The 25,609-nt window shown below is 73.4% G+C and carries 28 protein-coding genes and 1 pseudogene; 1 reads left to right on the forward strand and 28 read right to left on the reverse strand.

From position 1 onward, the window contains the following. Positions 1–35 precede the first annotated feature (35 nt). The 25 genes from eboE to ACZ49J_RS04725 form a co-directional block, all read right to left on the reverse strand. A complete protein-coding gene (gene eboE / locus ACZ49J_RS04605) occupies positions 36–1,202 on the reverse strand; it encodes a metabolite traffic protein EboE (RefSeq protein WP_467448746.1) in 1,167 nt (388 codons plus the stop codon). 13 nt (positions 1,203–1,215) lie between these two features. After that, the gene (locus tag ACZ49J_RS04610; protein WP_467448744.1) at positions 1,216–2,079 is read right to left on the reverse strand and encodes a TatD family hydrolase; all 864 of its coding nucleotides are present in this window, start codon (positions 2,077–2,079) and stop codon (positions 1,216–1,218) included. Beyond that, positions 2,049–3,581, reverse strand: a complete 1,533-nt coding sequence (locus tag ACZ49J_RS04615) for a TIM barrel protein (protein WP_467448742.1) — start codon at positions 3,579–3,581, stop codon at positions 2,049–2,051. Before ACZ49J_RS04615 ends, ACZ49J_RS04610 begins: the two co-directional genes overlap by 31 nt. After that, positions 3,578–3,880 carry a hypothetical protein gene (locus ACZ49J_RS04620; protein WP_467448740.1) on the reverse strand — a complete coding sequence of 101 codons (303 nt, stop codon included), beginning with the start codon at positions 3,878–3,880 and terminating at the stop codon, positions 3,578–3,580. Before ACZ49J_RS04620 ends, ACZ49J_RS04615 begins: the two co-directional genes overlap by 4 nt. Positions 3,881–3,918: 38 nt before the next feature. Further along, complete coding sequence (locus ACZ49J_RS04625; RefSeq protein WP_467448737.1) at positions 3,919–5,142, reverse strand: UbiA family prenyltransferase; 1,224 nt, start codon at positions 5,140–5,142, stop codon at positions 3,919–3,921. Then, positions 5,139–6,305 carry an inositol-3-phosphate synthase gene (locus ACZ49J_RS04630; protein WP_467448736.1) on the reverse strand — a complete coding sequence of 389 codons (1,167 nt, stop codon included), beginning with the start codon at positions 6,303–6,305 and terminating at the stop codon, positions 5,139–5,141. Before ACZ49J_RS04630 ends, ACZ49J_RS04625 begins: the two co-directional genes overlap by 4 nt. 20 nt (positions 6,306–6,325) lie before the next feature. Beyond that, entirely contained in the window at positions 6,326–7,102 is a 777-nt protein-coding gene (locus ACZ49J_RS04635) for a hypothetical protein (RefSeq protein ID WP_467448735.1), read from the reverse strand. Continuing rightward, positions 7,102–7,878, reverse strand: coding sequence for a twin-arginine translocation signal domain-containing protein (locus ACZ49J_RS04640; protein WP_467448733.1), 777 nt, complete (start codon positions 7,876–7,878; stop codon positions 7,102–7,104). Before ACZ49J_RS04640 ends, ACZ49J_RS04635 begins: the two co-directional genes overlap by 1 nt. A gap of 90 nt (positions 7,879–7,968) precedes the next feature. Then, positions 7,969–9,162, reverse strand: a complete 1,194-nt coding sequence (locus tag ACZ49J_RS04645) for an FAD-dependent monooxygenase (RefSeq protein WP_467448731.1) — start codon at positions 9,160–9,162, stop codon at positions 7,969–7,971. Between the two features lie 56 nt (positions 9,163–9,218). Beyond that, the gene (locus ACZ49J_RS04650; RefSeq protein WP_467448729.1) at positions 9,219–9,902 is read right to left on the reverse strand and encodes a response regulator; all 684 of its coding nucleotides are present in this window, start codon (positions 9,900–9,902) and stop codon (positions 9,219–9,221) included. Continuing rightward, a complete protein-coding gene (locus ACZ49J_RS04655; protein WP_467448728.1) occupies positions 9,899–11,125 on the reverse strand; it encodes a sensor histidine kinase in 1,227 nt (408 codons plus the stop codon). The genes ACZ49J_RS04650 and ACZ49J_RS04655 overlap by 4 nt, the downstream gene beginning before the upstream one ends. Before the next feature lie 92 nt (positions 11,126–11,217). Further along, positions 11,218–12,108 (reverse strand): ABC transporter permease, encoded by an 891-nt coding sequence (locus ACZ49J_RS04660; RefSeq protein ID WP_467448725.1) that lies wholly within the window; start codon positions 12,106–12,108, stop codon positions 11,218–11,220. 2 nt (positions 12,109–12,110) lie between these two features. After that, complete coding sequence (locus ACZ49J_RS04665) at positions 12,111–13,076, reverse strand: ATP-binding cassette domain-containing protein (RefSeq protein WP_467448722.1); 966 nt, start codon at positions 13,074–13,076, stop codon at positions 12,111–12,113. Then, positions 13,073–13,513, reverse strand: coding sequence for a lasso peptide biosynthesis B2 protein (locus tag ACZ49J_RS04670; RefSeq protein WP_467448719.1), 441 nt, complete (start codon positions 13,511–13,513; stop codon positions 13,073–13,075). Before ACZ49J_RS04670 ends, ACZ49J_RS04665 begins: the two co-directional genes overlap by 4 nt. Then, positions 13,510–13,770, reverse strand: coding sequence for a lasso peptide biosynthesis PqqD family chaperone (locus tag ACZ49J_RS04675; RefSeq protein WP_467448718.1), 261 nt, complete (start codon positions 13,768–13,770; stop codon positions 13,510–13,512). Before ACZ49J_RS04675 ends, ACZ49J_RS04670 begins: the two co-directional genes overlap by 4 nt. Further along, entirely contained in the window at positions 13,767–15,602 is a 1,836-nt protein-coding gene (locus ACZ49J_RS04680) for an asparagine synthase-related protein (protein WP_467448716.1), read from the reverse strand. The genes ACZ49J_RS04675 and ACZ49J_RS04680 overlap by 4 nt, the downstream gene beginning before the upstream one ends. A 67-nt stretch (positions 15,603–15,669) precedes the next feature. Next, positions 15,670–15,804, reverse strand: a complete 135-nt coding sequence (locus ACZ49J_RS04685; RefSeq protein ID WP_467448715.1) for a lasso RiPP family leader peptide-containing protein — start codon at positions 15,802–15,804, stop codon at positions 15,670–15,672. Between the two features lie 107 nt (positions 15,805–15,911). Then, positions 15,912–16,040, reverse strand: a complete 129-nt coding sequence (locus ACZ49J_RS04690) for a lasso RiPP family leader peptide-containing protein (protein WP_121519830.1) — start codon at positions 16,038–16,040, stop codon at positions 15,912–15,914. A gap of 155 nt (positions 16,041–16,195) precedes the next feature. Next, positions 16,196–16,966, reverse strand: coding sequence for an ABC transporter permease subunit (locus ACZ49J_RS04695; protein WP_467448713.1), 771 nt, complete (start codon positions 16,964–16,966; stop codon positions 16,196–16,198). Between the two features lie 2 nt (positions 16,967–16,968). Further along, complete coding sequence (locus ACZ49J_RS04700; RefSeq protein ID WP_467448712.1) at positions 16,969–17,883, reverse strand: ABC transporter ATP-binding protein; 915 nt, start codon at positions 17,881–17,883, stop codon at positions 16,969–16,971. A 174-nt stretch (positions 17,884–18,057) separates the two neighbouring features. Next, a complete protein-coding gene (locus tag ACZ49J_RS04705) occupies positions 18,058–18,180 on the reverse strand; it encodes a lasso RiPP family leader peptide-containing protein (RefSeq protein ID WP_467448711.1) in 123 nt (40 codons plus the stop codon). 149 nt (positions 18,181–18,329) lie between these two features. Beyond that, positions 18,330–18,992 (reverse strand): response regulator, encoded by a 663-nt coding sequence (locus ACZ49J_RS04710; protein WP_467448710.1) that lies wholly within the window; start codon positions 18,990–18,992, stop codon positions 18,330–18,332. Beyond that, entirely contained in the window at positions 18,989–19,816 is an 828-nt protein-coding gene (locus ACZ49J_RS04715; protein WP_467448709.1) for a sensor histidine kinase, read from the reverse strand. Before ACZ49J_RS04715 ends, ACZ49J_RS04710 begins: the two co-directional genes overlap by 4 nt. Before the next feature lie 334 nt (positions 19,817–20,150). Further along, positions 20,151–20,348 carry a hypothetical protein gene (locus ACZ49J_RS04720; RefSeq protein WP_467448870.1) on the reverse strand — a complete coding sequence of 66 codons (198 nt, stop codon included), beginning with the start codon at positions 20,346–20,348 and terminating at the stop codon, positions 20,151–20,153. Further along, positions 20,273–20,470: a nucleotide disphospho-sugar-binding domain-containing protein gene (locus ACZ49J_RS04725; protein ID WP_467448708.1), complete on the reverse strand. Its 198-nt coding sequence runs from the start codon at positions 20,468–20,470 to the stop codon at positions 20,273–20,275. Before ACZ49J_RS04725 ends, ACZ49J_RS04720 begins: the two co-directional genes overlap by 76 nt. A gap of 357 nt (positions 20,471–20,827) precedes the next feature. Between ACZ49J_RS04725 and ACZ49J_RS04730 the strand changes: the two are divergent. Continuing rightward, a pseudogene (locus tag ACZ49J_RS04730) lies at positions 20,828–21,013 on the forward strand (helix-turn-helix domain-containing protein); the annotation flags it as partial. A gap of 172 nt (positions 21,014–21,185) precedes the next feature. On the opposite strand, the gene ACZ49J_RS04735 reads toward ACZ49J_RS04730, so the two are convergent. From ACZ49J_RS04735 to ACZ49J_RS04745, 3 genes are all read right to left on the reverse strand, one after another. Then, positions 21,186–21,581: an IS5 family transposase gene (locus ACZ49J_RS04735; protein ID WP_467448707.1), complete on the reverse strand. Its 396-nt coding sequence runs from the start codon at positions 21,579–21,581 to the stop codon at positions 21,186–21,188. Between the two features lie 97 nt (positions 21,582–21,678). Then, positions 21,679–22,281 (reverse strand): sarcosine oxidase subunit gamma, encoded by a 603-nt coding sequence (locus ACZ49J_RS04740; RefSeq protein WP_467448706.1) that lies wholly within the window; start codon positions 22,279–22,281, stop codon positions 21,679–21,681. Beyond that, the gene (locus tag ACZ49J_RS04745; protein WP_467448704.1) at positions 22,274–25,600 is read right to left on the reverse strand and encodes a sarcosine oxidase subunit alpha family protein; all 3,327 of its coding nucleotides are present in this window, start codon (positions 25,598–25,600) and stop codon (positions 22,274–22,276) included. Before ACZ49J_RS04745 ends, ACZ49J_RS04740 begins: the two co-directional genes overlap by 8 nt. Between the last annotated feature and the right edge of the window lie 9 nt (positions 25,601–25,609).

Consider the following 25,609-nt stretch of genomic DNA (forward strand, 5'->3'; position numbering starts at 1 on the left):
CCACGACGTCGAGTACCAGCAGGCGGTTCACCGGATCACCTCGCGCTTTCGTCCTTCAGTCCGATCCGGGTCAACGTGTCGCGGGTCCAGGCGAGTTCGGCGGCGATGCCCTCGATCAGGGCGGAGTCGCCGAAGTCGTCGCCCGGCAGCACCGTCCAGGTGTACGTCTCCACCTCCAGGTGGTCGGTGAGCGCAGCCGGGCCGCCGACGAGGGTCTCCAGCGCGGTCGGCAGTTCGTCGCGGGTGGAGCGCAGCGGGGGCGGGGGGTCGGTGTGCAGGGGGATGTGGAAGTGGACCCGCCACGGGCCGGCGCCGGGCAGCGCTCCGCCGAGCGCGTCGGGGAGGTCGTCGACCGCGAGGAGCCGGCCGCGCAGCGGCTCGCGGGTCTGGTGCAGGAAGCGGGGTTCGGCGAACTCCCAGAGGGCGGCGCGGGCCGCCGGGTCCTGCGGGCCGTCGACGGCCAGCGCGCAGGAGACCTGGGCCTTGACGACGGGGAGCCCCGCGCCGTCGAGCCGGGCGCAGGCGGCCGGTGCCTCCTCGAATCCGACCGCGGTGTGGCAGGTGTCCAGGCAGACGCCGAGCCACCGCGGGTCGACGGCGGCGAGCAGGCGTACGGCCTGCTCGGTGTTCTCGATCAGACAGCCCGGCTCGGGTTCGAAGCCGACCCGTACGGTGCGTCCCGTGTCGTCGGCGAGGGCCGCGAGCCCCCTTACCAATCGGTCGAGGTGGTGTGCGGTGCGGTCGGCCCGGTCGGTGGTCCACGGCTCCCGCCAGGCCAGCGGGAGGGTGGAGACGGACCCGCGTCCGGCGTCGTCGGGCAGCAGCGCGGTCAGCAGCCGGGCGCAGTCGAGGGTGTGCTCCAGGCGAGCGGGTTCGCTCCAGTCGGGCCGGTAGACGGACTTCTTCACGGCACGGTCGTGAAAGCCCCGGTAGGGGAAGGCGTTGAGGGTGACGACCTCCAGGTCCCGTGCGTCCAGTTCCCGGCGCAGCCGGGCCACCGCGCCGGGGTCGGCGGTCAGTTCCGTGACGGCGGGGCGGGACAGCCACAGGCCGAGTCCGAGGCGGGCTGTGCCGAGCCGGCGGCGCACCGGCTCCGCGTAGCGGGCGAGCTGGGCGAGGACCCCGTCGAGGGATTCGGCGGGGTGCACGTTGGTGCCGTAGGCGAGATGGACGGTGGTGCCGTCGGGGTGGGTGAATCTCATCGGGTCCTCGGCCTCACTCGCCGCCGCGGGCAAGGGAGTTGCCCGCGTAGGCCGGGACGGGGGCGGCCGTGTCGTCGGTGTCCGGTTCCAGGACCAGGCGGCCACTCTGCCCGTAGAAGGCGACGGGGTTGCGCCACAGCACCAGGTCGACGTCGTCGCCGTCGAATCCGGCGGCGAGCATGGCGTCGGCGGTGGCGCGGGTCTTGAGGGGGTCGCTGTGGCCCCAGTCTGCGGCCGAGTTCACCAGCATCCGTTCGGTTCCGTGGCGGCCGAGGATACGGACCATGCGGTCCTCGCTCATCTTGGTGTGCGGATAGACGGAGAACCCCATCCAGCAGCCGCTGTCCTGGACCATGCCGACCGTGGCCTCAGTGAGGTGGTCGACCACCACGCGGGCGGGGTCGATGCCGGACTCGCGGACGACGTCGAGGGTGCGGCGGGTGCCGGCGGCCTTGTCGCGGTGCGGGGTGTGGACCAGGACCGGCAGGTCGTAGCGCTGGGCGAGTTCGAGCTGGCGGGTGAAGGCCTCGTCCTCGGCCGGGGTTATGGAGTCGTAGCCGATCTCCCCGACGGCGACCACACCGTCCTTGGCGAGATAGCGCGGCAGCAGGTCGAGGACGCCCGTCAGACGCGGGTCGCCCGCCTCCTTGGGGTTGAGGGCGAGGGCGCAGTGGTGGCGGATGCCGAACTGGGAGGCGCGGTGGGGCTCCCAGCCGAGCAGGGAGTCGAAGTAGTCGGTGAAGGTGCCGACGCTCGTGCGTGGCTGGCCGAGCCAGAAGGCAGGCTCCACGAGGGCGCGGACCCCGGCGGCGGCCATCGCCGCGTAGTCGTCGGTGGTGCGGGAGGTCATGTGGATGTGGGGATCGAAGATGCGCACGGCGTTCCCTCCCGGTGCTCGGTGTGGTGGGTGGTGAGGAAGTCCTCGACGTCCGGGGCCACCTCGCGCCCGGCGGTGCGGCGTTCGTCGGTGTACGCCCGCACCATGCGGACCAGTTCGGCGTCGGTGCGGTCGGCGAGACCGGCCACCCGGTCGAGGGGGATCCCGGTGAACGCGCACCGGAGCACGGCCTGTCGGAAGGCGTGGTCGTCGAGGTGGCGGGCGGCGTATCCGGTGGCGTGCGGCGCGGTGTCCAGCGCGGCGGCGATCAGCCGCGGGTCGTTGGTGCGCAGCGCGTCGTGGACGAGCGGCAGGGCGGTGTCGCCGAGCCGGCCGGACCGGTCGAGGAGGGGCAGGGCACGCAGCACTCCGCGGCGCTCGGCGGCGTCCCCGTGGCGGTACAAGTCTGCGAGGCGGCCGGGCAGTCGGTCGTCGCGGAGGGCGGGGGCGTCGAGGAGCAGCGTGCGTGCCGCGTCGTCCACCGTCCAGGCGTACGGTCCCGCGACGGCCTCCGGCAGCGGCTCGCGGCCGCAGCGGCGTCCCACGACGGGGAAGAGTTCGGTCAGCGCGTCGGGGTGGGCGGCGAGAGTGTGCTGGGCCTCGCGGATCCAGCGAGCGGCGCCGCCCGGCAGGCGGTCCCACAGCTCGTCCACGGCACCGGCGCCCTGTTCCGCGGCGCGCAGGAAGGCCAGGGAACGCCGGGCCGTCGCCGGTGCGGCGTGGCTGTGCCGGGGCAGTTCCACGGAGACCAGGCCGCGGTAGCCGGTCTCCAGGAGGGCGCCGAGCACCGGCGGGAAGTCGATCTCGCCGTGCCCGAATTCCAGGTGCTCGTGCGTGCCGCGGCGCATGTCCTCGATCTGTACGTGGACGAGGCGGGGTGCGGCGCGGCGCACGCACTCGGCGACCGGCCGGGGCTCCAGGCAGCGGCAGTGGCCGATGTCGAGGGTGAGGCCGAGCGCGGGGTGGCCGTCGAGCCGGGCGCACAGGTCCTCGAAGCGGTCGAGGGTGTCGACGAACATGCCGGGTTCGGGCTCGAAGCCCAGGCGTACGCCGTGCCGGGCGGCTTCGTCGGCGAGGGTCTCGCAGGCGTGCAGCAGCCGGGACCAGGCGAGTTCCTCGTCGACCTGCGGGGGACGGATGCCGCTCCACAGGGAGACGACGGGCGCCTCCAGCCGGGCGGCGATGGCGATGGCGCGGCGCAGCAGGTCGACGCGCAGGTCGCGGCCGTCGTCGAAGAAGGTGGGGTGGTGTTTGTTCCAGGGGTCGAGCAGATAGCGGCCGCCGGTCTCGATCACGATGTGGAGGCCGAGGGTGTCGAGGCGGTGGCGGAGACGGGCGAGGCGGCCGGGGAGGTCGGCGGCGAAGGGGTCGAGGTGGCGGCGGTCCAAGGTGAGGGAGATGCCGCCGTATCCGAGTCCGGCCACCACGTCGAGCGTCTCATCGAGGGTGTGGTCGCCGAATCCGTTGCTGCCGTAGGCGTAGGTGAGCGTGCGTCGGCTCATGTCGGGGGGACCTTTCGGCTCAGGCGCCGGGCGGGCGGGTAGGCGGCGAGCAGGGCCAGTCCGGCCGCGCCGCGGCCTGCCGCCGTCGTCAGCGCGGACTGCAGGGGCACCATCGCGTGGATGCCGGCCGCCACGGCCCGGCGCACGTGGTACGGGGTCGGGTTGCGCACGGCGGCCAGCCACTCGGGCCCGGTCGAGGCGAGGTGCCCCGCGGCGAGCGCACCGGCGACGACCCGGTCCCGCCGTGCCGCACCTCTCGCCGTCAGGCAGACCCAGCCCACGACGGCCACCGCAGACACGAGGGAGATGAGCGCGGCATGCCGGGCTCGGCGCCGGGTCACCGCGCCCGGCGCGGTACCGGGAGGTGCCGAGGCGTGGGGTGGCGGCAACGGGGCGGCGCCTCCGCCTGGGCCCAGGGTCGCCGTACCCGGCCGCCCCGGTGCACCGGACGACGGCAACGAAACGGCATCTCCGTCTCGGCACCCGCCCACGAAACCCGGCTCCATACCGGGGCGCGCAGGGGCGTCGGGCGGCGGCGGCCCCGGCGTGCGACTGCCGTCGGCACCGGAGCGGGGGCGCCTCCGTCCGACCGCCTCCACGCTTCCGGCGGCCGTGGACCGCCCAGCTTCCTGCCGCCCACGTCCCTGTCGCCGGCCGCCTGCCGGGCCGTGTCCGACGCGCTGGGCCACGACGGGTGCGGTACCGCCCCCGGGCGCGGTCGGTCGGCCGGTGCGGACCGGGGGGCGGTGCCAGGTCCCCGGTCGGCCGGAGGCCGCTCGCCGACCGAACCGGTCAGAGGATGGATCTCGGGCCCCGGCCCGGCCGGACACCGCTCCCCTACCGAGCCGGTCCGGGAACCGACCCCAGATCCCTGCTCAGCCACACACCGCTCGCCCACCGAACCAGCCCGCGGATCGGCCCCAGTCCCCCGCTCAACCAGACACCCCTCGCCAACCGAACCCCCGGAGTGGAGGAGGCCGCCGTGTGCCTCGGCGCCGGCGTGCCCGGCTCCTGTCGGGGGTGCCGTCTCGTGGTGGCTCAGTGGCGTCAGGGCCGCCGTGTGCAGGGCGCAGACCAGGGCCGTCGGGAGGGCCCGCGGCAGGTGGCCGGTGCTCGCGCCGCGGAGGACGTCGAGGGCGCGGGCCGCGGCCATGACCAGGGGGCCGGCCGCGGTGTGCCTGGCGACCGTGTCGTACGTCCACACCGCCGCGGTCAGCGGTAACGCCGTGACCAGGCCGCGGCGGCCCTCGGTCAGGAGGGCGAGGCCGAGGCCGGAGGCGGTGAGGGCGACGGCGGTGGTGAGCGCGGCGGCCGGGGCGATCTCGCCGGACGGCACCGGCCGCTCGGGGCGCTCCTCGGCGTCCACGGCCCGGTCGACGTAGTCGTTGAGGGCCATGCCGCCCCAGTACAGGCACAGCGAGGAGGCGACCGGCCCCAGCAGGCGGGGGCCGAGCGCCGCCCCGCCCGCGGCGGCCCCGGCCAGGACGTCGCCGGGCACCGTGAGCGCGGCGGGCAGCCGCACCAGACGCGCGTACGCACCGAGCCGGCCGCGCACCCTCACCGGGAAGCCCCGTCCAGACGCCGCGCCCAGGCCACCAGCGTGTCGAACTGCCGGTCCAGCGCGTGCTCGTCGCAGTCCACGGGATCCTTGAAATAGAAGCCCAGCTCGCGTACGGGCCCACTGAGGCCGGCCCGGTGGGCGAGCGCCATGAACCGCGCGAGGTCGAGCACGAGCGGCGCGGCGAGCGCCGAGTCGCACCCCTGCCAGACGAACTGCAGGGTCATGCGGGCACCCAGGAACCCCTCGAAGGTGATGTGGTCCCAGGCCGTCTTCCACTCCCCCAGGTCGGGCACCTCGTGGATGTGCACGCCGCCCTGTACCGGCCCGCCCAACTGCTCCCGCAGCAGGCGGTCCTTGGACCGGATCTTCGCGGCCGCCCGCCGGGGATCGGCCAGGGTGGCGCCGTCGCCGCCGCCCAGCAGGTTGGTGCCCGACCAGCTGCGCACGCTCAGCGCGCGACGGGCGAACATGGGCGCGAGGACCGACTTCACGAGCGTCTCTCCGGTCTTGCCGTCGCTCCCGGCGTACGGCAGCCCGCGCTCCCGGGCGAGTTGGTCGAGCGCGGGCAGCCGGGCCCCCGTCGACGGCGTGAAGTCCACGAAGGGGCAGCCGGCCCGCAGGGCGGCACAGGCGTACAGCGAGCTCATCGGCAGGACGCCGGCGTCCTCGGGTCGGCGCAGGGACGCGTCGAGCAGTTCCCGGGAGGTGTGCGCCGGATGCGGCCGGGCCGGCGCCTCCGTGGCGGACACGTTGACGACGACCACGGTGGCCACGTTCGTGCGCCGGCGGAAGTCCGCGATGTCGGCGGCGAGTTCGTCGATCGCGGCGTCCGCCGTGCCCGCCGGATGACCGGCCGCGGTGAGGCCGGGCCGGATCTCGGCGTCGGCGGCCTGCAGGTCGGAGCGGACCAGAGCGGGCAGGCCGGACGGGACGACACCGTCGTCGGCGAGGCGTTCGACGCGTTTGACGAGTCCCTCGGTCGCCGGGTCGTGCCCACCGAAGACGAGGTCGTCGAAGGAGGGCAGGCCCGCCTGCCGGAAAGGGGCGAGTTCGCTGACCACGCCCACCGGCGCGAGCACGCCGGCGCGGATGCCCGCCGCGCCGGCCACCGTGCTCGCCGCGACCGAGCCGCGCCCGCCCACCAGCCAGATTCCCGTACGCATGGATCCTTCTCCCAGGGGTCTCAGGGCTGCTGCGGGTAGGGGAAGGACTGGAAGTCCTGGTCCAACTCCGTGACGCCGCGGGGCAGCCAGTGGGCCGCGAGCCGCCGCACGGTGCGCCGCGGCAGCGGCGGGTTGACGTGCTCCAGGTCCGGGTCGGCCTCCAGGTGCACGGCGCAGGCGAAGGCGTTCAGAGGCGCGAAGTGTTCCCAGCGGCGCCGGTCGATGCCGAGGAACATCATGGCTCGCATGACGACGTGCCAGACGGGATAGCCGCCGGGCGGCCTGCCGGTCATGATGTGCAGGGCCTGGGTGCGCGGGTCGTACAGCACGCCCTGCCCGAACTCGGCGAAGGCGCGCACCAGCCGGGGGTCGCCCGGGCGGTAGACGGTGTCGAAGACCTCAAGCTGCACCCGTGACATCACTTCCAGCGGGCCGCGCGCGGGCGCCACGAAGTCGGTGAAGTGGCGCTGGTACGCGGGAGTGGTGACCAGCCGCCGCCAGGTGTTGAGCAGGATGTTGTCCCAGCCGGCGCCGTAGTGGCCGACGAGGGCGTAGTAGGCGTCCTTGAACTCCTGGGAGGGGTGGTAGAGCGTGGCCTGGTCGAGCAGGTACCACAGCTCGTTGGCACGACGGTCGCCCAGCATGCCCGGGATGTCGGGCAGTTCGGGACCGGAAGGGGCCGCGGCGGCCGACGGGGCGGCACCCGCCGCCACGACGGCTCCGGCCGCGAGCGCGGCGGACGCCCTGAGGACGGCGCGCCGTCCGGTGCGGACGGCCGTCGGTTCGGGGGTGACCATCAGCTCATCCCCTCGGGGTACGGGAAGGACCGGAAGTCCTGGTCGAGCCGGTCGACGTCCTTGACCAGCCAGGTGGCGGCGAGTCTGCGCACGGTGCGCGGGGGCAGGGGCGGGTTCGCCTTGTCCTGGGCGGGCCGGGCCGTGCTCTGCACCGCCCAGGCGAAGGCCAGCGCGGGCGCGAGCCGTTCCCAGCGGCGCCGGTCGATGCCCAGCATCATCATGGCGCGCATGTAGGCGTACCAGGTGTGGTAGCCGGGCGGCGGGATGTCGGGGGTGCCGTTCATCGTATGCACGAGGAACGGGGCGTGCCCGCGCGGGTCGTACAGGACGCCTTCGCCGAACCAGCCGAAGGCCTGGACGAGCCGGTGGTGCCGGCGGCCGTAGAACCGGTCCATCACGCCGAGCTGGGTGCGCGAGAGGACCTCCAGCGGCTGCCTGATGGGGGCCATGAACGCGGCGTAGTTGTCCGGGTAGCCGGGCTGTGCGACCAGTTCGAGCCACTTCTCGCGCATGCCGCGCTCGATGTTGCCGACGTGGGCCTTGATGGCCGCGTAGGCGTCCTTCACCTCCTGCGAGGCGTTGAACAGGGTGGTCTCGTCCAGCTGGTACCAGAACTCGTTGGCGCGGCGGTCCCCGGTCATGCCGGGCACTTCGGGGAACTCGTCGTGGGCTGCGGCGGCCGAGGCCGGCTGGGCGGCCACCGTGCCGGCGGCCGCGGCGGCCGCCACTCCCAGCGAGACCTTCAGGACCTGTCGTCGGTCGACGTGGTGCGACACGTGGCCGTCCTCCTCCTGGCTGCGGCTTCGATGTGCTGGAGGCTAGGAGGAGGGGCTATACGGCGGTCTGTCGTTGTGCTGTGCGTCCGTCTATACGTCCTGCTCCGCGTCTTGGGCGTCCCAGGCACCGGCCGCCGCCTCCACGAGGGCGCTCTGGACGTCGTAGTGGTGGATCCAGGACGTGTCCTCGACGACCCGGTCCAGGCCGCCAGCGGCGCCGGGCCGTATCTTCTCGGATCCGCCGCCGCGCGCGCCGAGCTGGACGCGGGTCGTGTGGGGGCGGCGGAACTCCTCGTAGCGGCGCAGCCCTTCGGGGGTGCCGTCGAGGAAGTGGGCGAGGCTCACGGCGTCCTCCAGGGCCTGCCCGGCGCCCTGGCCGTGGTGCGGCAGCATGGGGTGCGCGGCGTCGCCGAGGAGCGTGACGCGGCCGTGGCCCCAGCGCGGCAGTGGTTCCCGGTCGTAGAGGGTCCAGCGGCCCGGTGTCCCGGCCGCCCGGACGAGGGCCGTCACGTCGTCGTGCCAGCCGGCGAACGCGGCGGCCAGTTCCGCGTGGTCGCCGGTGCCGGTCCAGGACTCCTCGGCGGAGGCGGGGGCGGGCAGGACGGCCACGTAGGTGAACTGCCGTCCGGCGTCGACCGGTACGACCAGCAGGCGGGCGTCCCGGCCCACCCACATGTACATGGTGTCGGGGGCGAGGGCCGGGACCCGGGCGGCGGGCACCTGCCCGCGCAGCGCGCTCGTCCCGCTCAGGACCGGGCGCTGCGCTCCGGCCACGGCGCGGCGCACCACCGAGTGCACGCCGTCGGCGCCGACGAGGAGGTCGCCGGCGGCCTCGCGTCCGTCGGAGAACGTCAGCCGTACGCCGTCCCCGGCCGTGTCGTACGCGGCCAGGCGCGCGTTGAAGTGGAGGTGTTCGGCGGGCACCCGGGCAGCGAGCAGGGCGTGCAGGTCGCTTCGGAGCACGGTGAGGTGGGGGGCGCCGTACTCCTTCTCCCAGGTGTCGCCCATGGGGCGGCGGACGAGGAGCCGTCCGTCCTGGGTGCGCACCTCCATCGCCTCGGGCCGGACGGCGACCGTGCGCAGCGCCTCCTCCAGGCCCCAGTGGAACAGGACGCGGGAGGCGTTGGGGGCCAGGTGCATCCCGACGCCCGTTTCGCGCGGTGCGGGTTCCTGTTCGTAGACGTCGACGAGCACGCCGGCGCGCAGCAGGGCGCCGGCGGCGGCGAGACCGCCGATTCCAGCGCCGACGAGGGCGACACGGGAGACGGGCAGGGTGTTCGGCATGGGTTTCCCTTCGGCTGTGGCCGCCAGCGGGACGTGGCCGCGACGGCCGGTGGGGTTCACCGTGAGCCGGCCGACACCAGTCCCGTCTCGTAGGCGACGATGACCAGTTGGGCCCGGTCGCGGCTGTCGAGTTTGGTCAGCAGATGGCTGACATGGGTCTTGACCGTGGGCACGCTGAGCCGCAGGCGGTCGGCGATCTCCGAGTTGGTCAGGCCCCTGGCGACCAGGGTGAGCACCTCTCGTTCGCGGTCGGTGATCCCGGCCCGCTCCAGGGCGCGCGCCGGGGGCCGCGGTTCGCGCTCGGGTCCGCGCGCGAACTCCTCGATCAGGCGCCGCGTCACGGAGGGGGCCAGCAGCCCCTCGCCGGAGGCGACGACCCGCACCCCGGTGATCAGGTCCGCGGGCGGCGTGTCCTTGAGCAGGAAGCCGCTGGCTCCGGCGCGCAGCGCGGCGTACACATAGGTGTCCAGGTCGAACATGGTCAGGATGAGCACGCGGACCCCGGAGGTGGCCGGGGTGCCGCAGATCCGGCGGGTGGCCTCGATGCCGTCCATCTCGGGCATCCGGACGTCCATCAGGACGACGTCAGGATGCTCCCGGGCGGCCATCTCGACGGCCTCGGTCCCGGTGGCGGCCTCACCGACCACGGTCAGGCCGGGCTCGTGGTCGATGAGGACCCGGAAGCTGCCCCGCAGCAGGGCCTGGTCGTCGGCGACGAGCACCCGTACGTCGTCGCTCACCGGCTCGTCCCCCGCGCCGCGCCGGCCGGGTCGAGGGGCAGCCGGGCCCGGACGGCGAAGCCGCCCTCCGGACGCGGTCCGGCCGCGAACTCCCCGTCGTACACGGCGATCCGCTCACGCATGCCGATGAGGCCGTGTCCGCCGCCCGTACCGGCACTGGGCGCGGTACGGTCCGCGGTTCCCGGCCGCCCAAGGCCTCCGTCGTCGGTCACGTCGATCGTCAGGTGCCGTTCGTCTCTGGTGATCACGACACGGCAGTCTGCCGGAGCCGCGTGCTTGACCGCGTTCGTGAGCGCTTCCTGGACGATGCGGAAGACGGTCAGTCCGAGTGCCTCCGGCAGGTCGTCCAGGCCGGGCGCCTCCAGCCGGACGTACAGCCCTGCCTCGGTGGCCGTTCGGGCCAGCGCCGCGAGTCCGGCGGTGCCGGGGGCCGGGCTGAGGTCGGCGTCGGTGAGGGCACCGGTGCGCTCGGAGCGCAGGACGCCGAGCAGGTGGCGCATCTCCTGGAGGGCGGAACGGCTGGTGGTCTCGATGACCCGCAGCGCCTCACCGGCCTCCTCCGGGCGTGTGGTGACGACGTGGTTGGCGACGGCGGCCTTGACCGCGATGACGCCGATGCTGTGCGCGACGACGTCGTGCAGCTCCCGCGCGATGCGCATGCGCTCCTCCGTCACGGCCCGCTCGGCGAGTTCCCGGGCGGCCCGTTCGGCGAAGGCCCGGCGTTCGCGGACCGCGGTGCCGAGCGCCCAGGAGCCGGCGATCAGTGCCCAGCCGAGGACGATGAGCCCGGGGCCCCGCAGCCACCAGTACGCGTAGGGGCTGCTGGGCTCCGTGGCGATCATCCCGCCGAGGCCGATGAGTCCGGCGGCGGCGACGGGCAGCCGGCGCGGGGCCGGGCCGCTGAGGGCCACCGGGTAGAGCGCGAACGCCACGGCGAGGAACGGGTCCGTGACGACACCGAGGACCACCGAGACCAGCGACGTGACGACGGTGATCGCCAGCACCGGCAGGGGCCACACCCGGCGGACCGCCACGGGAAGCCCGGTGGCGGCCGCCAGGGTGTCGGCGGCCCAGCCGGACGGGCTGTCCTCGGGCGTCCCGGACGTGTGCCGCAGGACCAGCAGGAGTGCCACATAGGCCATCGCGGCCAGGCAGTCCAGGGCGACGAGCTGCGCCGGGGTCAGCCGCCGACCGAGCAGCGGCCGCACTTCGGGGTGATCCATCGTCCGACCCTAACCGGGGCCCGGTGCCCGGGGCTTCGTGCTCCGGAAGGACAGACCCGGGTACGAGCCCGGCCGCCGAACGCCCCATCGGTTCACTCCACACGGGAGAACCTCCGGGTCGCGACGGCGAGGGCCAGCGCGGCCAGGACGGCGATCAGCCCGGTCTCCACCGGCACGGACGGGGTCCAGCCCCACCACTGCGGGCCGGCCGAGCGGTCGCCCATGGCCGCGGCGCCGTCGCCGGGCATCGTGCGGCGCAGTGCGTCCACGGCGTAGGTCAGCGGGTTGAGACGTACGGCCGTGCCGAGCCAGCCGGGCAGTCCGTCGGCCGGGAACATGGCGCCGGAGAGGAAGAACAGAGGCATCATGCACAGGCTGACGGCCACCTGGAAGGTCTCGGGGCGTCGGATGCACACGGCCGCCGCGACGCCGAGCGCCGTGAACGCGAAGGAGACCAGCACGACCTGCAGCAGCACCAGCAACAGCCCGGGGTGGTACGGCACGTCGGCGACGGGTCCCAGGAGCAGCACCAGCGCGCCGTAGGCAGCGCCGGAGGTGGCGCCGCCCAGGCAGGTGCCGACCAGGATGGCGCTGCGGCGCACCGGGGCCACCAGCATCTGCCGCAGGAAACCGGATCGCCGGTCCCAGACGATGGACGCGCCGACGGCGATGGCCGGTGCCTGCACCGACATCAGCACGACGCCCGGGAACAGGAAGGCCCGGAAGTCCCGCAGGCTGTCCTCGGACATGGTCGAGTTCAGCCCGGTGCCGAGGACGAGCAGGAACATCAGCGGGGTGACCATGCCCATGGCGATGCGGAGTTTGTTGCGGCCGAAGCGGATGGTCTCCCGGCGCCACAGCACCCTCATGGTGCGCAGGTCACGGACGACACCGCTGTCCGAGCCCGGTGGCCGGGGCACCTCGCCGACGCCGGGCGGGTCGGGGTGTCCGGTCCGCGGGCCGTGCACCTCGGTCTGAGCCATGGCTACCTCCTCGGCCCGAAGTCGGGCTGCCGGGGTCCGTCGGCCTCCCGGATGGTGCGGCCGGTGTAGTGCAGGAAGACGTCGTCGAGGGTGGGCGGTGTCACGGTCACCGCGTGGACGGGGACGGTGAGTTCGGCGCACAGGCGGGGCACGAAGCCCGCGCCGTCCGGGGTGCGCAGACGTACGCCGTCGGGGCCCGTCTCGGCCTTCAGCCCGAACCGCTCCCGCACGGCCCGGGCGGCCTGTTCGTCGTCTCCGGTGCGCAGCACCACCAGGTCGGCGCCGACGACCCCCTTCAGTTCGGCGGGGGTGCCCTCCACCACCAGCTGCCCCTGGTCCATGATCGCCATCCGGTCGCAGTTCTCGGCTTCCTCAAGGTGGTGCGTGGTGAGGAAGATGGTGATCTCCTGCTCGGCGCGCAACCGGTGCAGGTGCTCCCAGATGGCCACCCTGGTCTGCGGGTCGAGGCCGGTGGTCGGCTCGTCCAGGAAGAGCACGCGCGGCATGTGCAGCAGTCCGCGGGCGATCTCAAGGCGGCGTCGCATGCCGCCCGAGAAGGTGCGGACGGGCGAGTCCTTGCGGTGGGTCAGCTCGACCAGGTCGAGCAGTTCGGCGATGGTCCGGCGGGCCCGGGACCTGGGCATCTGGAACAGGTCCGCCTGGAAGCGGAGGTTCTCCTGTGCGGTCAACTCCCCGTCGAGGGTGGACTCCTGGAAGACCAGGCCGATGCCGCGCCGGACGGCGTCGGGGCTGCGGGCGATGTCGTGCCCGGCGACCTCTGCCCGCCCGGCCGAGGGGCGCAGCAGCGTGCACAGCATGTTGATGGTGGTGCTCTTGCCCGCGCCGTTGGGGCCGAGGAAGCCGTACGTCTCGCCGGGGTCGACGGCGAGATCCAGGTCGACGACGGCCTCGTGGGTGCCGTAGGTCTTGCGCAGTCCCTCGGCGAGCACCGCGTGGCGGGCGCTCATCGGGACCGCTCCAAGGAAGCTGAGGAGGGGTGCCGGACGCTCATCATGGCCCGGAACAGCCCCGTGTCGTCGGGCTCGCCGATCGGCCGGCCCTCCGCCTCGACCCAGGCGTGGGCGCGGAACGGCCGGGTGCGCACGCCCGTGCACCAGTCGGGCCAGGCGCCGTGCAGCCGGCACAGCAGCACGGTGGCGATGGACCGCTCCAGGCAGCCCTGTCCGGCGCACCAGGCGCTCACCGAGACCACGCAGGTGCGGGCGTCGAGGGTCTGGGCGGCGGTGGCGGGCCGGGCGCCGCGGGAGACGGCGCGCAGGACCCGCCGCAGCCGGCGCGGCGGCACCTTGGCGAGCAGGTGCGCGGCGCCCACCGCGCAGCGTGCGGTGAGCCGGCGGTGCCAGCTGACGGCGGCGCCCTGTTCGGAGACCACGGGCATGCTCATGAGCTCACCACCAGCCGGGCCTTGAGCAGGGACTGCAGCAGGGCGCGGACGTCGGTGCGGGCCCGTTCGGCGGCCTCGGGGCGGTTCCCGGCGAGTTCCTGGGCGGCCCGCTCGGGCGAGTTGCCGTCCAGCAGCAGCCGGAGGGTGGCCGCGCCGGACCGGTTGAGCTGCCAGTACCGGCCGGTGCGCTGGTCGAGGAGGACGACACCGTCCTCGACCTCGGTGGCGATCACTTCGGAGTCCAGTGCGTAGGTCATTGGCGTCCTCCGGCGGACGGTGCGGCGAGCGGAGCGACGGCACTCGGTGACCGCAGCCAGGTCTCGCAGGCCAGGGTGTTCTCGAAGGGGCTGAGCGAACGGGTGTCGGGCGTGGGCCGGTACAGGGCGGCTCGCAGGGCCTCGGCGTCGACCAGTCCGAGTGCGGCGAGGCGCAGGTCGTCGCAGAGCCCGGAGAGCCGCTCGCGGTTGCGGTACAGCCCTTCGTACGCCTCTTGGCCGAAAGCCCCCTTGTCCCGGCGGTCCAACACGGCGTCGGGCACGGTCCCGCGCAGGGCATCGGTGAGCACCGGCTTGTAACGGCCGGGCACGACGCGGTCGGCGACCCGGACGCAGAGCGCCGCTTCCAGCACGCGATCGTCCAGAAAGGGCGTCTCGAACGTGACGTCCAGGGGGCGCAGGGAGCGGTTGAGCTGGCGGGCCGCGTGCCCGCTGAGCACGGTGACCTCCAGCGTCTGGTGCTGGAACCGGTCGGGGTGCAGGGGCTGGGGGCGCCGCGCGGCGGTGTCGGCCAGCAGGCGACGCACGGTGGCGACGGCCTCGCCGGTGGTCCACACGGGCATGCGCGGGTCGCCGCGGCCCCAGCCGAGCGGTGGTGCGAAGCGCGGGGGCGGCGGGGCAGCGATCTCGCGGGCGGCCCGGGCCAGGGTGTCTGCGAAGGAGGTGCTGTCGGCGATCGAGCGCAGGGTGGCGCCCAGCGGCCAGCGGTTGACGGATCGGAACCGGCGCATGGTGCGTATCCCGCGCACCGGGTCGCTGCGGATGAGCGACCAGCCGAACTGGGGGGAGATGCCGAACAGTTCGTCGCCGCCGACGCCGATAAGGTGCCGGGTGGCGCCCTCGGCCCGGACGGTACGGGCCAGGCTCTCGGTGTGGGCGCGGTTGCGGGTCCACACCAGGGGGCCCTCCACGTCGTCGCGGGCACCGTCGCGGTCGGGCGTGGCCTCGTACCACAGCGGCCCCCGGTCGGCCGCAGTGAACCGGTGCCGGGCGGACGGCATGAGCTCGGCCGCCTTGCGCGCCCACCGGCTGTCGGCGTTGGCTGCGTCCATGGGTTCCCAGTGGTGGGTGAGGAGCTGGGCGCCGGTCGCGTCGGCGAGAAAGCAGAGGCTGGTGGAGTCGAGGCCGCCGGACAGGTCGGCGCTGAGGACGTCTTGGTGGTCGGCGCGTACGGCGACGGAGTCGGCCAGCGCCTCGCGGATCGTGCCGGCCGCCCGGGCGATCGGGGTGTCCGGGTCCGGCGGGGTCCACCAGGTGACCTCGTGGGCCGTGCCGTCCGGCCGTACGTCCAGCCAGCCTCCGACGCCGAGGGAGCGGACGCCGGTCCACACCGGGCGTCCGGCGAGCGGCCAGGGGACGGGGAGCAGGAGCTGCAGGGCGAGTGTCTCCTCGTCCAGGCTGGTCTCCGTGAGAGCGGTCAGGCCGCTCGGGCTGTCCGCGGCCACGGTGACACCGCCGATCCGCGCGTGGAAGACGTGCCGTGCGGTGGAGAGGGAGCCCTGGGTGCGGGTGCGGCCGTCGAAGGAGGCGGCGAGGTGGAAGCTGCCGGGCAGGGTGCGGATCAGGGCGTCGAGGTCGTGCGGTGAACGGGAGCGGGCGAGCAGCCGGCCGACGGGCCCCGGATCGGCGCGGGTGGGGCCGAGGAGCGCGAGCTTGTTGCGGCCGCCGTCGGCGAGGACGCACTCGTCGTCGTCCCAGCGGCCGACCAGCCAGGGCCGGCCCGAGGCGTGGCTGACGGTCCGCACGCCCGGCGAGGTCGCGGCGCGGGCGATCGGTTCCGCCCGCGGAGTGTCGGGAAGGATCAGGAACTCCATGTCCCCTTCTTCGATTGGGCGCAGGCATCGGGACGCGCGGCGGCCGCGACCGCCGCGCGCAGGGGCGTCAGCAGACCCAGGAGCCCACGACGCCGAACCACTCCGTGCATCCGGTCTCGTAGACCCCCTGGGTCAGGCGGGCCAGGTCGCCGACTTCGACGAGCATGGGCGGTTCGTAGTCGGCGGCGTGCGCATCGGTCATGGGTGTCCTCCGGTGTCTCGGGCGCGACAGGGATGTGGCGGTGGAGCGGCCCTGCAGGGGCCGCTCCACCGCCCGGGGTTGGCGGTGTCACCGCCTTACACGGATGTTCAGCAGATCCAGGCGTCCCCGCCGAACCAGTCGACGCAGTCCGTGGGACCGGCGCCGAGCGTCAGCTCCGCGAACCCGCCGACCTCCACGAGCTCGGGCGCCTCATAGGTCTCCTCGTACGTTGCCATGGTTGTCATCCTTCTCGTCAGACGGTTGGGATGCGGCTGCGGAGAGTCGGCCCGCCGCAGCCGTATCCCTGGTCACGCACAACGTAGGCAGCCCGCCGTCCCGGGCTCCTGGGCGCGGCGTCCCGTCCGCGTCCCGCCCATCAGTCCGGGCCGGTTCAGGCGTCGCGTCGCGTCAGCGCCAGATAGCCGCCGAGCAACGCCAGGGCGACCCACGCCGCGAGCACCGCCATGCCGCTCCAGCCGGTGAGGACCATGTGCTCCTGGGGTTCGCGGCGCATGATGATGCCGCCGGCCGCGTCCGGCAGGAACTGCGCCGCCTTCTGGACTCCGGGGAGGTTGTTGAGCACCTCGGAGATCATGAAGAACAGCGGCACGAGGATGCCCAGGGTGAGGGCGGAGCTGCGCAGCACGGTCGCGAGGCCCATGGAGAAGGCGCACAGCAGGGTCATGTAGAGGATCGATCCGACGACGGCCCGGAAGACTCCGTCGTCGGTGAGGGCTGCGTTGTGGGCCTCGCCGATCGCGGTCTGCGCGGTGAAGAAGGTGACGAACACGACCACGACCGAGGTCACGAACGCGATGGCGGTGCCGGTGAGCACCTTGGCGGCGTAGAAGGTGCCGCGCCGCGGGACGGCCGCCAGCGAGCTGCGGACGGTGCCGCTGCTGTACTCGCCGGTGACGGTGAGCACGCCGAACACGACCAGGGCGATCATGCCGAGCCGCAGCCCGTTGAAGCCGGAGCCGACGGGGTCGAAGTCGGCCTTGCTCTGCGGGCTCATGTCGTCGTAGGCGCCGCGCAGCACCCAGCCGAAGAGCAGGGCGATGAGGACGCTGGTGAGGAAGCACAGGACGAGGCTCCACAGGGAGGAGCGCACGCTGCGGATCTTCGTCCACTCGAACGCGATGGCCGCGCGGGTGTCCGTCATGCTCAGCGCACCTCCTTGTCGGCGCGGTAGTCGGCGGCGTCGGCCGTGAGCTGCATGAAGGCCTCCTCCAGGGAGGCGGTGCGGGGGCTGATCTCGTAGACGGTGACCCCGTGGCGGGCGGCGAGTTCGCCCACGGTCTCGGTGGAGGCGCCGACGGCTTCGAGGGTGCCGTCGGGGCCGTCGTCGGTGTGGATGCCGGCCTCGGTGAGCACGGCGCGCATCCGCTCCGGTTCGGGGCTGCGGACCAGGATGTAGGCACGGGAGTTGCGGGCGATGAACTGCTCCACCGAGGTGTCGGCGAGCAGCCGGCCGCGGCCGATGACGATGAGGTGTTCGGCGGTGAGCGCCATCTCGCTCATCAGGTGGCTGGAGACGAAGACGGTGCGGCCTTCCGCCGCGAGCTTCTTCATCAGTCCGCGGATCCACAGGATGCCCTCGGGGTCGAGCCCGTTGACCGGCTCGTCCAGCAGCAGCACGGGCGGGTCACCGAGGAGCGCGGAGGCGACGCCGAGCCGCTGGGCCATGCCGAGGGAGAAGCCCTGGGTGCGCCGGTCGGCCACGTCGGTGAGGCCGACGGTGTCCAGGACCTCGTCCACGCGCCGCGTGGGGATGCGGTTGCTGCGGGCGAGCCCCAGCAGGTGGGCACGGGCGGTACGGCCGCCGTGCAGGGCGCGGGCCTCGAGCAACGCACCGACCTCGCGCAGCGGATGGCGCAGCTGCGGGTAGGACCGGCCGTCGATGAGGACCCGGCCGGAGGTCGGGCGGTCCAGTCCGATCATGGTCCGCATCGTGGTGGACTTGCCGGCGCCGTTGGGGCCCAGGAAGCCGGTCACCCGGCCGGGTTCGACCGTGAACGACAGCCCGTCGACGGCCAGGGTCGTCCCGTACCGCTTGGTGAGTTGCTGTACCTCAATCATGATCCCCACCTTGGCGTGAGCCCCGGCCGGGCACATCGGGCCGGAGGATGTCATCCCCGGGACCGAATCCGGGGGCGGGAACGCGCCGGTGGCGGTGGAGGGGGTTCCCTCCACCGCCACCGGGTGGAACGGGCCGCCGGGCGGCCCTTGTGTGGTGCGGTCGGTGAGGCCGGGTCAGCAGACCCAGGCGCCACCGTTGAACCAGTCGGTGCACTGGTTGTCCCAGCCGAGGGTCAGCTCGGAGAACTCGCCGACCTCGACCAGCTCGGGCGTCTCGTACTCCTCGTATGCGGCCATGTCATTCACCGTCCTTCACATGAGGTGGGGCCGGAGCGGGCCGCCGGTCTCTTCCGCCGGCCCGCCCGGCATTCGCCCCGCCAACGTAGGACTCCCGTCGTCCCGGGCTCCCGGGGCCACGGGCCCGACCGGGTCCCGCCCCGGGATTGTCAGACGCCCAGACCGGCGTCCCGGGCCCGCACCACAGCGGCCGCCCGGTCCTTCACCTGGAGCTTGGCGAAGACGTGGGAGACGTGGTTGCGTACGGTCTTCTCGGCGAGGACCAGCTCACGGGCGATCCGGCGGTTGGTGTAGCCGCGGGCGATCAGGTCGAGGATCTCCCGTTCGCGCTCGGTGAGTTGCGGGAACGCGGCACGTCCGGGGGTCTCGTGGACGGCAGAGAAGTAGCCGCTCATCCGCGCCGCCACGGTCGGGCCGAAGACCGCGCCCCTGCGGGCGACGGTCCGCAGGGCCCCGATGAGTTCGGCCCGGGGCGCACCCTTGACGAGGTAGCCGTGGGCGCCGACCCGGAGCGCGGCGACGACCAGATCGTCGTCGTCCGACACGGACATCATCAGGATGCGCGGGGCCTCGGCCCCCAGCTGCGGGGCGGCCGCGATGGCGGCCACCGCGGAGACGCCGGACGAGCCCGGCATCTGCACGTCCATGAGCACCACGTCGGCGTGGACCCGTTCGTGTACGATGGCGCGGACAGCTTCCTCGGCGCTGTCCGCCTCGCCGATCACCTCAATGTCCTCGACGTCCTGGGTCGCCAGCCGTACGCCCGCCCGGAACAGCGGGTGGTCGTCCACCACGAACACGCGGATCGTCATGCTGCGCTCCGGGGCAGGGTCACACGAACGAGGGTGCCGGGCCTGCCGTCGGGGCGGGGCAGCACCTCGCAACAGCCGCCCACGTCCTCGGCCCGGCGGGCCATGGACGCGAGGCCGACACCCCGCCGGCGGGCCTTGCCCCGGGGCGGGCCGATCCCGTCGTCGGTCACCTCCAGGGTGATCCGGTCGTCGTGCTCGGTCAGCCGCACGGTGGTGGTCCGGGCCCGCGCGTGCCGCACGACGTTCGTCACGGCCTCGCCGGCGATGCGGAAGGCGGCCAGTTCGGTGGCGAAGGACAGCCCCCGCACCGGTCCGGTCGGCGGCAGTTCGGCGTGGATGTCGAGTTTCCCGGCCACGCTCGCCCGGTGCACCAGCCGGAGCAGGGCTCCTTCGAGGCCGCCGCCCTCCATGTCCGGCGGGCTGAGGTCGTCGATGATGCGCCGGATGTCGTCGACGGTGCGGGAGGTCTCGGCCGCGGCGTCGAGGATGAGCTGGCGCGTGGCCGGTTGGGCGACCCGCTCGGCCGCGACGTCGAGGCGGAGTCTGATGCTCGCGAGCGCCGGTCCGAGGCTGTCGTGGAGGTCGACGCGGAGCCGGCTGCGCTCGTCCTCCCGTGCGGCGACGAGCCGCTCACCGAGCTCGGGTACGTCCTCGGCGCCGGAGCGTGCCCGGTGCCACAGCGGAAGCCTGCCCCAGGCTTGTCCCAGGAGCGCCAGGACGCACAGCACGACGGATGCCGTCACGGCCAGATCCAGCCCCGAGGGGCGCGGCAGGACGCCGAGCGCACCGAGGACGGCCGGGAAGGCCGCGAGAAGGAGCACCACTCCCAAACGCCCGGGTAACGCTTTCGACGATAATTCCTCGCCTCCTACGTTGTTTTGTTGCTGCCTCCACACTGGATTGATTCTCCCCCGTTGCTGTCTCATGTCAGCGAACTTAACTCGTTCACGCCGCCGCGAGTGAGAAAGAATCCAGTCGTGATAGCGAGAGCGGGTCATGTTCGCGCAGGTTGGAGGGCACGCAGAGGCATGACGACATGAGACCTCCACGGAATGCACACGATTCCTCCGCCATCGGAACAGGTAATTCGGCGCGCGCCGATCCGGCGGCCGGTGGAGAAATCTTGTCCGCGACAGCGGGGTTAAGAGAGCGCTCCCGTCAGGCCCCGCCCACCAGTTGTTCCGGCCGCGCGACCAGGTCCGCGGGACTGGGCAGGGCGGCGATCTCCGCCCGCACCTCCTCGGCGGGCCGCAGCCGGTCCGGCTCCTGCAGGAGCCCGGTCAGGGCCGCCTCGACCGACGCCGCGTCCGTCTCCTCGGGAGCGAGGGCCAGCCCGGTCCCCCGGGCCGCGACCACCGCGGCGTTCGGGGCTGGTCGGCCATCCGCGGCAGGACCACCTGGGGAACTCCGTGGACGGGCGCGGTCAGCGCCGTACCGGCCGCTCCATGGTGGACGATGGCCGCACAGGTCGGCAGCACGGCGCTCAACGAACACTGTGCATCGTGAAGTTGCAGGTCATGGGTCTGGTGTGCGTGATGTCCGGGATGCTCGTGCTGGGCGCGGGCGGATGACTTCGGCGAAGATCGTCGGTCACCGGAAAACTTCGCGGTTCGTCAGGACCAGCAGAGCCCTTACCAGCACGCCCACTTCGGGTCGGTGCGTACCTTGCCGAGAACGCGCCAGTTCTTCAGGTAGAGCAAAGCCATGCTCGACCGGTGCCCGTACTGCGGCCAGGTGTATTGATCACGAGCGTTGTCAACGCCGGCCGGGCTTGATCATGGCGAAGGCCTCCGTGTGTGGTGGAGGTGTCGAATCTTCACCGCACGGAGGCCTTCGTGTCCCACCGTAATGCCCGGCTGACCGTTCACGGCAGGCGACTGCTGGTCGAACGTGTCCGCACCGGACGCCCTGTCGCCCACGTTGCCGCCGAGATGGGCATCTCCCGCGTCACCGCTCACAAGTGGATGCGTCGCTGGCGGACCGAAGGCGAGCAAGGACTGCATGACCGGTCCAGCCGTCCGCGCCTATCGGCCAGGACCAGGGCCGGCCTGGTGCGGGGCCGTCCTCGCCGACGGGGAACGCGAAGGCGGGCCATGACCTCGGCGAAGGCAGGCGCGTCGCCGGCCTGGCCTGCGGTGAGAACGAACGCCAGTGGCCGACAGTGGCCATCGGCAGCGAGGTGCATCTTTGTGGTCAGTCCGCCGCGGGAGCGGCCGATGGCGTGGTCGCCGGGTTCGGCGGCCGGGGCCCCCTTTTCCGGGCCCCGGCCGCGTGCTGGTGGGCCCGCACGATCGTGGAGTCCACCGACACGGCCCAGTTGAGGTCCTCGTCCGCGTCGGCCTGGGCCGTCAGCGCGATGAACACCCGCTCCCAGGTGCCGTCGATGGCCCACATCCGCAGCCGGTTGTAGACGCCTCGCCAGTTGCCGTACTTCTCCGGCAGGTGGACCCACTGGGTGCCGGTCTGGAACTTGAACGCGATCGCGTCGATCACCTCCCGGTGATCCCGCCACCGGCCACCCCGCTTCGGCGTGCGGTCCGGGAGCAACGGCTCAATCCGCGCCCACTGCGCGTCAGTCAACCGGCACACCCGGACCAACGACCGGCTGATCCAAACGGAACTGCCCAGGTGTCGCCGCGCTCCCCTCCGGGCTCCCCCCTTGACCGGACCTTCGCCCCTGACTCGCTCAGATGTACTCCGCCGCCGCGTCGAGCAGCCAGTCCGCCAGATAAGCCGCGAAGGACGAACGGACCAGTACCCAGAATCCGGCCCTGGCTTCGTCGCGGGCGACCAGAACGACCTGTGTGCGGCCCAGTGTCGTCTGGGCGCAGCGGCCCGGGCCGAAGGACCGCTGGTGCAGGTCCAGCGAGCAGCCGTGGGCCAGCAGGTCGCGGGCGCGCGGGCCCGCGACGAGGAGCGTGGTGCGCTGGGCGGAGACGTCGGTGACGGAGACGGGCTCGTCTCCCGCGGCCTGACGGATCCGGCCCTCCAGGTCACGCCCGCGGCCCGGCGGGCCCACCAGCAGCCATTCGTCCGGGCCGAGCCACAGCGCGGTCAGGTCGCCCGCCCGTACGACGGTGTTGGGTTCGAGGGGCAGGTGGAGGTCCAGCGCGAGCCCGACGGCGTCCGCCGCCGCGCCCTTGGGGTCGAGACGCACGTCGAGCTGGGTCAGGAAGGCCAGTTCGGCCAGCCGGACCACGCCCGCGGACGTGCGGGTCGCGGCGGCCAGTCTGTCCGCGACATGGGACAGGGGGCTGCGGAGCGGGGCGGTCAGGGCGGTGTCAGCCATCGCGGCGGGCTCCCTCGGGGTCGTAGAGGACGGGGCTCGCGACGGTCACCGGGACCAGCCGGTCGCCCACGGGTGCGTAGAGGCGTGTCCCGACACGGTCCCGGCCGCCCTTGATCAGGGCGAGCGCGAAGGTCCGGCCGAGGGCGGCGCTGCGGTAGCTGGAGGTGACGTGGCCGAGCATGGGGACGGGCGGCGCGGGCAGCACGCTGTCGGCGACCAGGTGGGTGCCCTCTGGGAGGAAGGTTCCGGGATCGTCCGGGAGCAGGCCCACCAGGTGCTTGCGGTCGGGGCGGACGGTGTCGGCGCGGGCGTGGGAGCGCTTGCCGATGAAGTCGGGCTTCTTCTTCGACACCGCCCAGCTCATGCCGAGGTCCTGGGGCGTGACCGTGCCGTCGGTGTCCTGGCCGATGATCGGGTAGCCCTTCTCGGCGCGCAGGACGTGCATGGTCTCGGTGCCGTACGGGGTGATGCCGTACGGGGCGCCGGCCTCGTAGAGCGCCTCCCACAGGGCGAGGGCCTGCCACGGGGAGACGTTGATCTCGTAGGCCAGTTCGCCGGAGAAGCTGATCCGGCAGACGCGCGCGTCGATGCCCGCGACGGTGGTCTCACGCCAGGCCATGAACGGGAAGTCGTCGTTGGCCACGGCCAGGTGAGGCGCGAGTGCGCCGAGGACCTCGCGGGAACGCGGGCCGACCAGAGCGACGGTGGCCCACTGCTCGGTCACCGAGGTGCAGTGGACGCGCAGGTCGGGCCACTCGGTCTGCAGCCACTCCTCCATCCAGTCGAGCACGGCGGCGGCGTTGCCCGTCGTGGTGGTGACCAGGAAGCGGTCCTGGGCGAGGCGGATGACCGTACCGTCGTCGAAGACCATGCCGTCCAGGCGGCACATGACGCCGTAGCGGATCATGCCGACCTTCAGGGTGCTCATCATGTTGGTGTAGAGCCGGTCGAGGAAGACGGCGGCGTCCGGGCCCTGTACGTCGATCTTGCCGAGGGTGGAGGCGTCCATGAAGGCGACGCCGTCGCGGGCGGCGGCGCACTCGCGGAGCACGGCGGCTTCCATGTCCTCGCCGTCCTGGGGGTAGTACCAGGGCCGCTTCCACTGGCCGACGTTCTCGAACAGGGCGCCGTGCGCGGCATGCCACTCGTGCAGGGCGGTGGTACGGATCGGGTCGTGCAGGGCGCCCCGGTCGCGGCCCGCGAGCGTGGCGAAGGAGACCGGCGTGTAGGGCGGGCGGAACGTGGTGGTGCCGAGCGTGGAGATGTCCACCCCGAGCAGTTCGGCGACGACACCGCCGGCCAGGACGCCGGAGGTCTTGCCCTGGTCGTTGGCGGTGCCGGCCGTGGTGTAGCGCTTGGTGTGCTCGACCGAGCGCATGCCGGCACCGGTCGCGCGGGCCAGGTCCTCGACGGTGACGTCCCGTTGGAGGTCGACGAAACGGGGGGCGCCCGAGGCGCCGGGGACGACGTACACGTGCATGGGGGGCGCGGGCTGCGGCTGTGCGGCCACCTGCGGGAGGCGGGGTCGCTCGGGGGTGTAGCCCTCGGCCTCGATGGCGCGGGCACCCGCGGCGGCGCCCTGTGCCAGCACCGCGGCCAGGTCCAGGGCGCCGTTCGCGCTGCCCACGACCTCGACCGCCTGGCGGCAGGTGTCGGGGACGAAGGAGCCCAGCGCCTCGTCGTGGCGCAGCTTGCCTCCCGCCTGGCTGAACAGGTGCGCCACCGGGTTCCAGCCGCCGGAGACCAGCAGCAGGTCGGCGGCGAACCGGCGCTGCCCCGTGGATTCTCCGTACGGCGCCACGGTCACCGCGGTGAGGCGCGTGCCGCCTTCCGTGCCGCCTTCCGTGCCGGTGACGGCGTGGCCGGGCAGGACCTCGATGCCGGCCGCCCGCGCGCGCTGCGCCCACTCCCCCGGTTCCGGGCGGGTGTCGACGACCGCCGTGACGTCCACGCCCGCCGCGGCGAGGTCCAGGGCTGCCGCGTAGGCGCTGTCGTTGGTGGTGAAGACGACCGCGTGACGGCCGGGCAGGACGCCGTGCCGGTTGAGGTAGGTGCGGGCGGAGGCGGCCAGCATCACTCCGGGGCGGTCGTTGTCCGCGAAGGCCAGCGAGCGCTCGTGGGCGCCGGTGGCGAGGACGACGCGGCGCGCCCGGATGCGCCAGACGCGTTCGCGGGAGACGTTCTTGGGGGCGTCGGCGCCGAGGTGGTTGGTGCGGCGCTCGACGGCGAGGAGGTGGTTGTCGTCGTAGTAGCCGAAGACGGTGGTGCGGGGCAGGACGCGTACCTCGGGAGTGGCGGCGAGCTGTCCGGCGGTCTCCCGCACCCAGTCGAGGTGTTCGGCCGTGCCCAGGAGGCTGCCGCCCGGTTCTGGCTGGTCGTCGGCGAGGATGACGCGGGCGCCGCTTCCCGCTGCCGCCGCCGCGGCCGCGAGGCCGGCCGGGCCCGCGCCCACGACCAGCAGGTCGCAGTGCGCGTGGACGGCGTCGTAGCGGGCCGGGTCCGGTTCGGTGGCGAGGCGGCCCTGGCCGGGGAGGCTGCTCGCGACCAGGCCGTCGTAGAGCTCGACCGTCGTCGCGGGGAGCATCGGCTCGGGGAACGGGGCCTCGATCTGGACGACCGCGTTGGGTTCCTCGACGCCCGCAGAGAAGATGCCGCGGGGGCGGCCCAGCTTGATGCTGGTGCCTGCCTGGATGACGCCGCCTGCGAGGAGTGCGGAGGCGAGGGTGTCGCCTCGGTAGCCGTGGTACTCGGTGCCGTCGAAGGTGAAGGTGAGGGGTTCTTCACGGTGGATGCGGCCGCGGGTGGGGTGGCGGAACGGCTGGCCCGCGGCGGAGCCGCTGAGGGATGCAGCGCCCCCGCCGCCCCCACCCGTCCCCTCCTCAAGGGGCTCCGCCCGTTCGACCCCGCCGGGGGCTGCGCCCCCGGACCCCCGCGGGGGCTTCGCCCCCTGCACCCCCACTGGGGCTGCCGCCCCGGACCCCGCTTGGGCCTGGACGGCCTCGTCCTCAAACGCCGGACGGGCTGGTTGTGCCGGACGCGGCTCGGCGGTCGCCGGGCGCTCCTCGCCCGCCCGGTACACCGCCAGGATCTCGTTCGTCGATGTGTCCCGTACCGCGTTGAACCAGCGGCGGCAGCCCGCCGCGTGGCTCCAGCGCTCGGCGAAGGGGCCCTTCGGGTTGTCGCGGAAGAAGACGTACCGGGCCCATTCCTCGTCGGTGAGGGACGCCGGGTCCTCGGGGTACGGCACGTGGGCCTGGCCGCCGTAGTGGAACTCGGCCTCGTCGCGGGGCCCGCACCACGGGCAGGGGATGAGCAGCATGGTTCGGCT

It is taken from the genome of Streptomyces sp. NPDC030840 (assembly GCF_055572015.1).

Excerpts from the sequence above, each read along its gene's own strand:
- eboE (WP_467448746.1), bottom strand. The coding sequence starts at position 1,202 with ATGAGATTCACCCACCCCGACGGCACCACCGTCCATCTCGCCTACGGC.
- ACZ49J_RS04615 (WP_467448742.1), bottom strand. The coding sequence starts at position 3,581 with ATGAGCCGACGCACGCTCACCTACGCCTACGGCAGCAACGGATTCGGC.
- ACZ49J_RS04630 (WP_467448736.1), bottom strand. The coding sequence starts at position 6,305 with ATGCGTACGGGAATCTGGCTGGTGGGCGGGCGCGGCTCGGTCGCGGCG.
- ACZ49J_RS04635 (WP_467448735.1), bottom strand. The coding sequence starts at position 7,102 with ATGGTCACCCCCGAACCGACGGCCGTCCGCACCGGACGGCGCGCCGTC.
- ACZ49J_RS04645 (WP_467448731.1), bottom strand. The coding sequence starts at position 9,162 with ATGCCGAACACCCTGCCCGTCTCCCGTGTCGCCCTCGTCGGCGCTGGA.
- ACZ49J_RS04655 (WP_467448728.1), bottom strand. The coding sequence starts at position 11,125 with ATGGATCACCCCGAAGTGCGGCCGCTGCTCGGTCGGCGGCTGACCCCG.
- ACZ49J_RS04660 (WP_467448725.1), bottom strand. The coding sequence starts at position 12,108 with ATGGCTCAGACCGAGGTGCACGGCCCGCGGACCGGACACCCCGACCCG.
- ACZ49J_RS04665 (WP_467448722.1), bottom strand. The coding sequence starts at position 13,076 with ATGAGCGCCCGCCACGCGGTGCTCGCCGAGGGACTGCGCAAGACCTAC.
- ACZ49J_RS04670 (WP_467448719.1), bottom strand. The coding sequence starts at position 13,513 with ATGAGCATGCCCGTGGTCTCCGAACAGGGCGCCGCCGTCAGCTGGCAC.
- ACZ49J_RS04675 (WP_467448718.1), bottom strand. The coding sequence starts at position 13,770 with ATGACCTACGCACTGGACTCCGAAGTGATCGCCACCGAGGTCGAGGAC.
- ACZ49J_RS04680 (WP_467448716.1), bottom strand. The coding sequence starts at position 15,602 with ATGGAGTTCCTGATCCTTCCCGACACTCCGCGGGCGGAACCGATCGCC.
- ACZ49J_RS04685 (WP_467448715.1), bottom strand. The coding sequence starts at position 15,804 with ATGACCGATGCGCACGCCGCCGACTACGAACCGCCCATGCTCGTCGAA.
- ACZ49J_RS04690 (WP_121519830.1), bottom strand. The coding sequence starts at position 16,040 with ATGGCAACGTACGAGGAGACCTATGAGGCGCCCGAGCTCGTGGAGGTC.
- ACZ49J_RS04695 (WP_467448713.1), bottom strand. The coding sequence starts at position 16,966 with ATGACGGACACCCGCGCGGCCATCGCGTTCGAGTGGACGAAGATCCGC.
- ACZ49J_RS04700 (WP_467448712.1), bottom strand. The coding sequence starts at position 17,883 with ATGATTGAGGTACAGCAACTCACCAAGCGGTACGGGACGACCCTGGCC.
- ACZ49J_RS04705 (WP_467448711.1), bottom strand. The coding sequence starts at position 18,180 with ATGGCCGCATACGAGGAGTACGAGACGCCCGAGCTGGTCGAGGTCGGC.
- ACZ49J_RS04710 (WP_467448710.1), bottom strand. The coding sequence starts at position 18,992 with ATGACGATCCGCGTGTTCGTGGTGGACGACCACCCGCTGTTCCGGGCG.
- ACZ49J_RS04740 (WP_467448706.1), bottom strand. The coding sequence starts at position 22,281 with ATGGCTGACACCGCCCTGACCGCCCCGCTCCGCAGCCCCCTGTCCCAT.
- ACZ49J_RS04745 (WP_467448704.1), bottom strand. The coding sequence starts at position 25,600 with ATGCTGCTCATCCCCTGCCCGTGGTGCGGGCCCCGCGACGAGGCCGAG.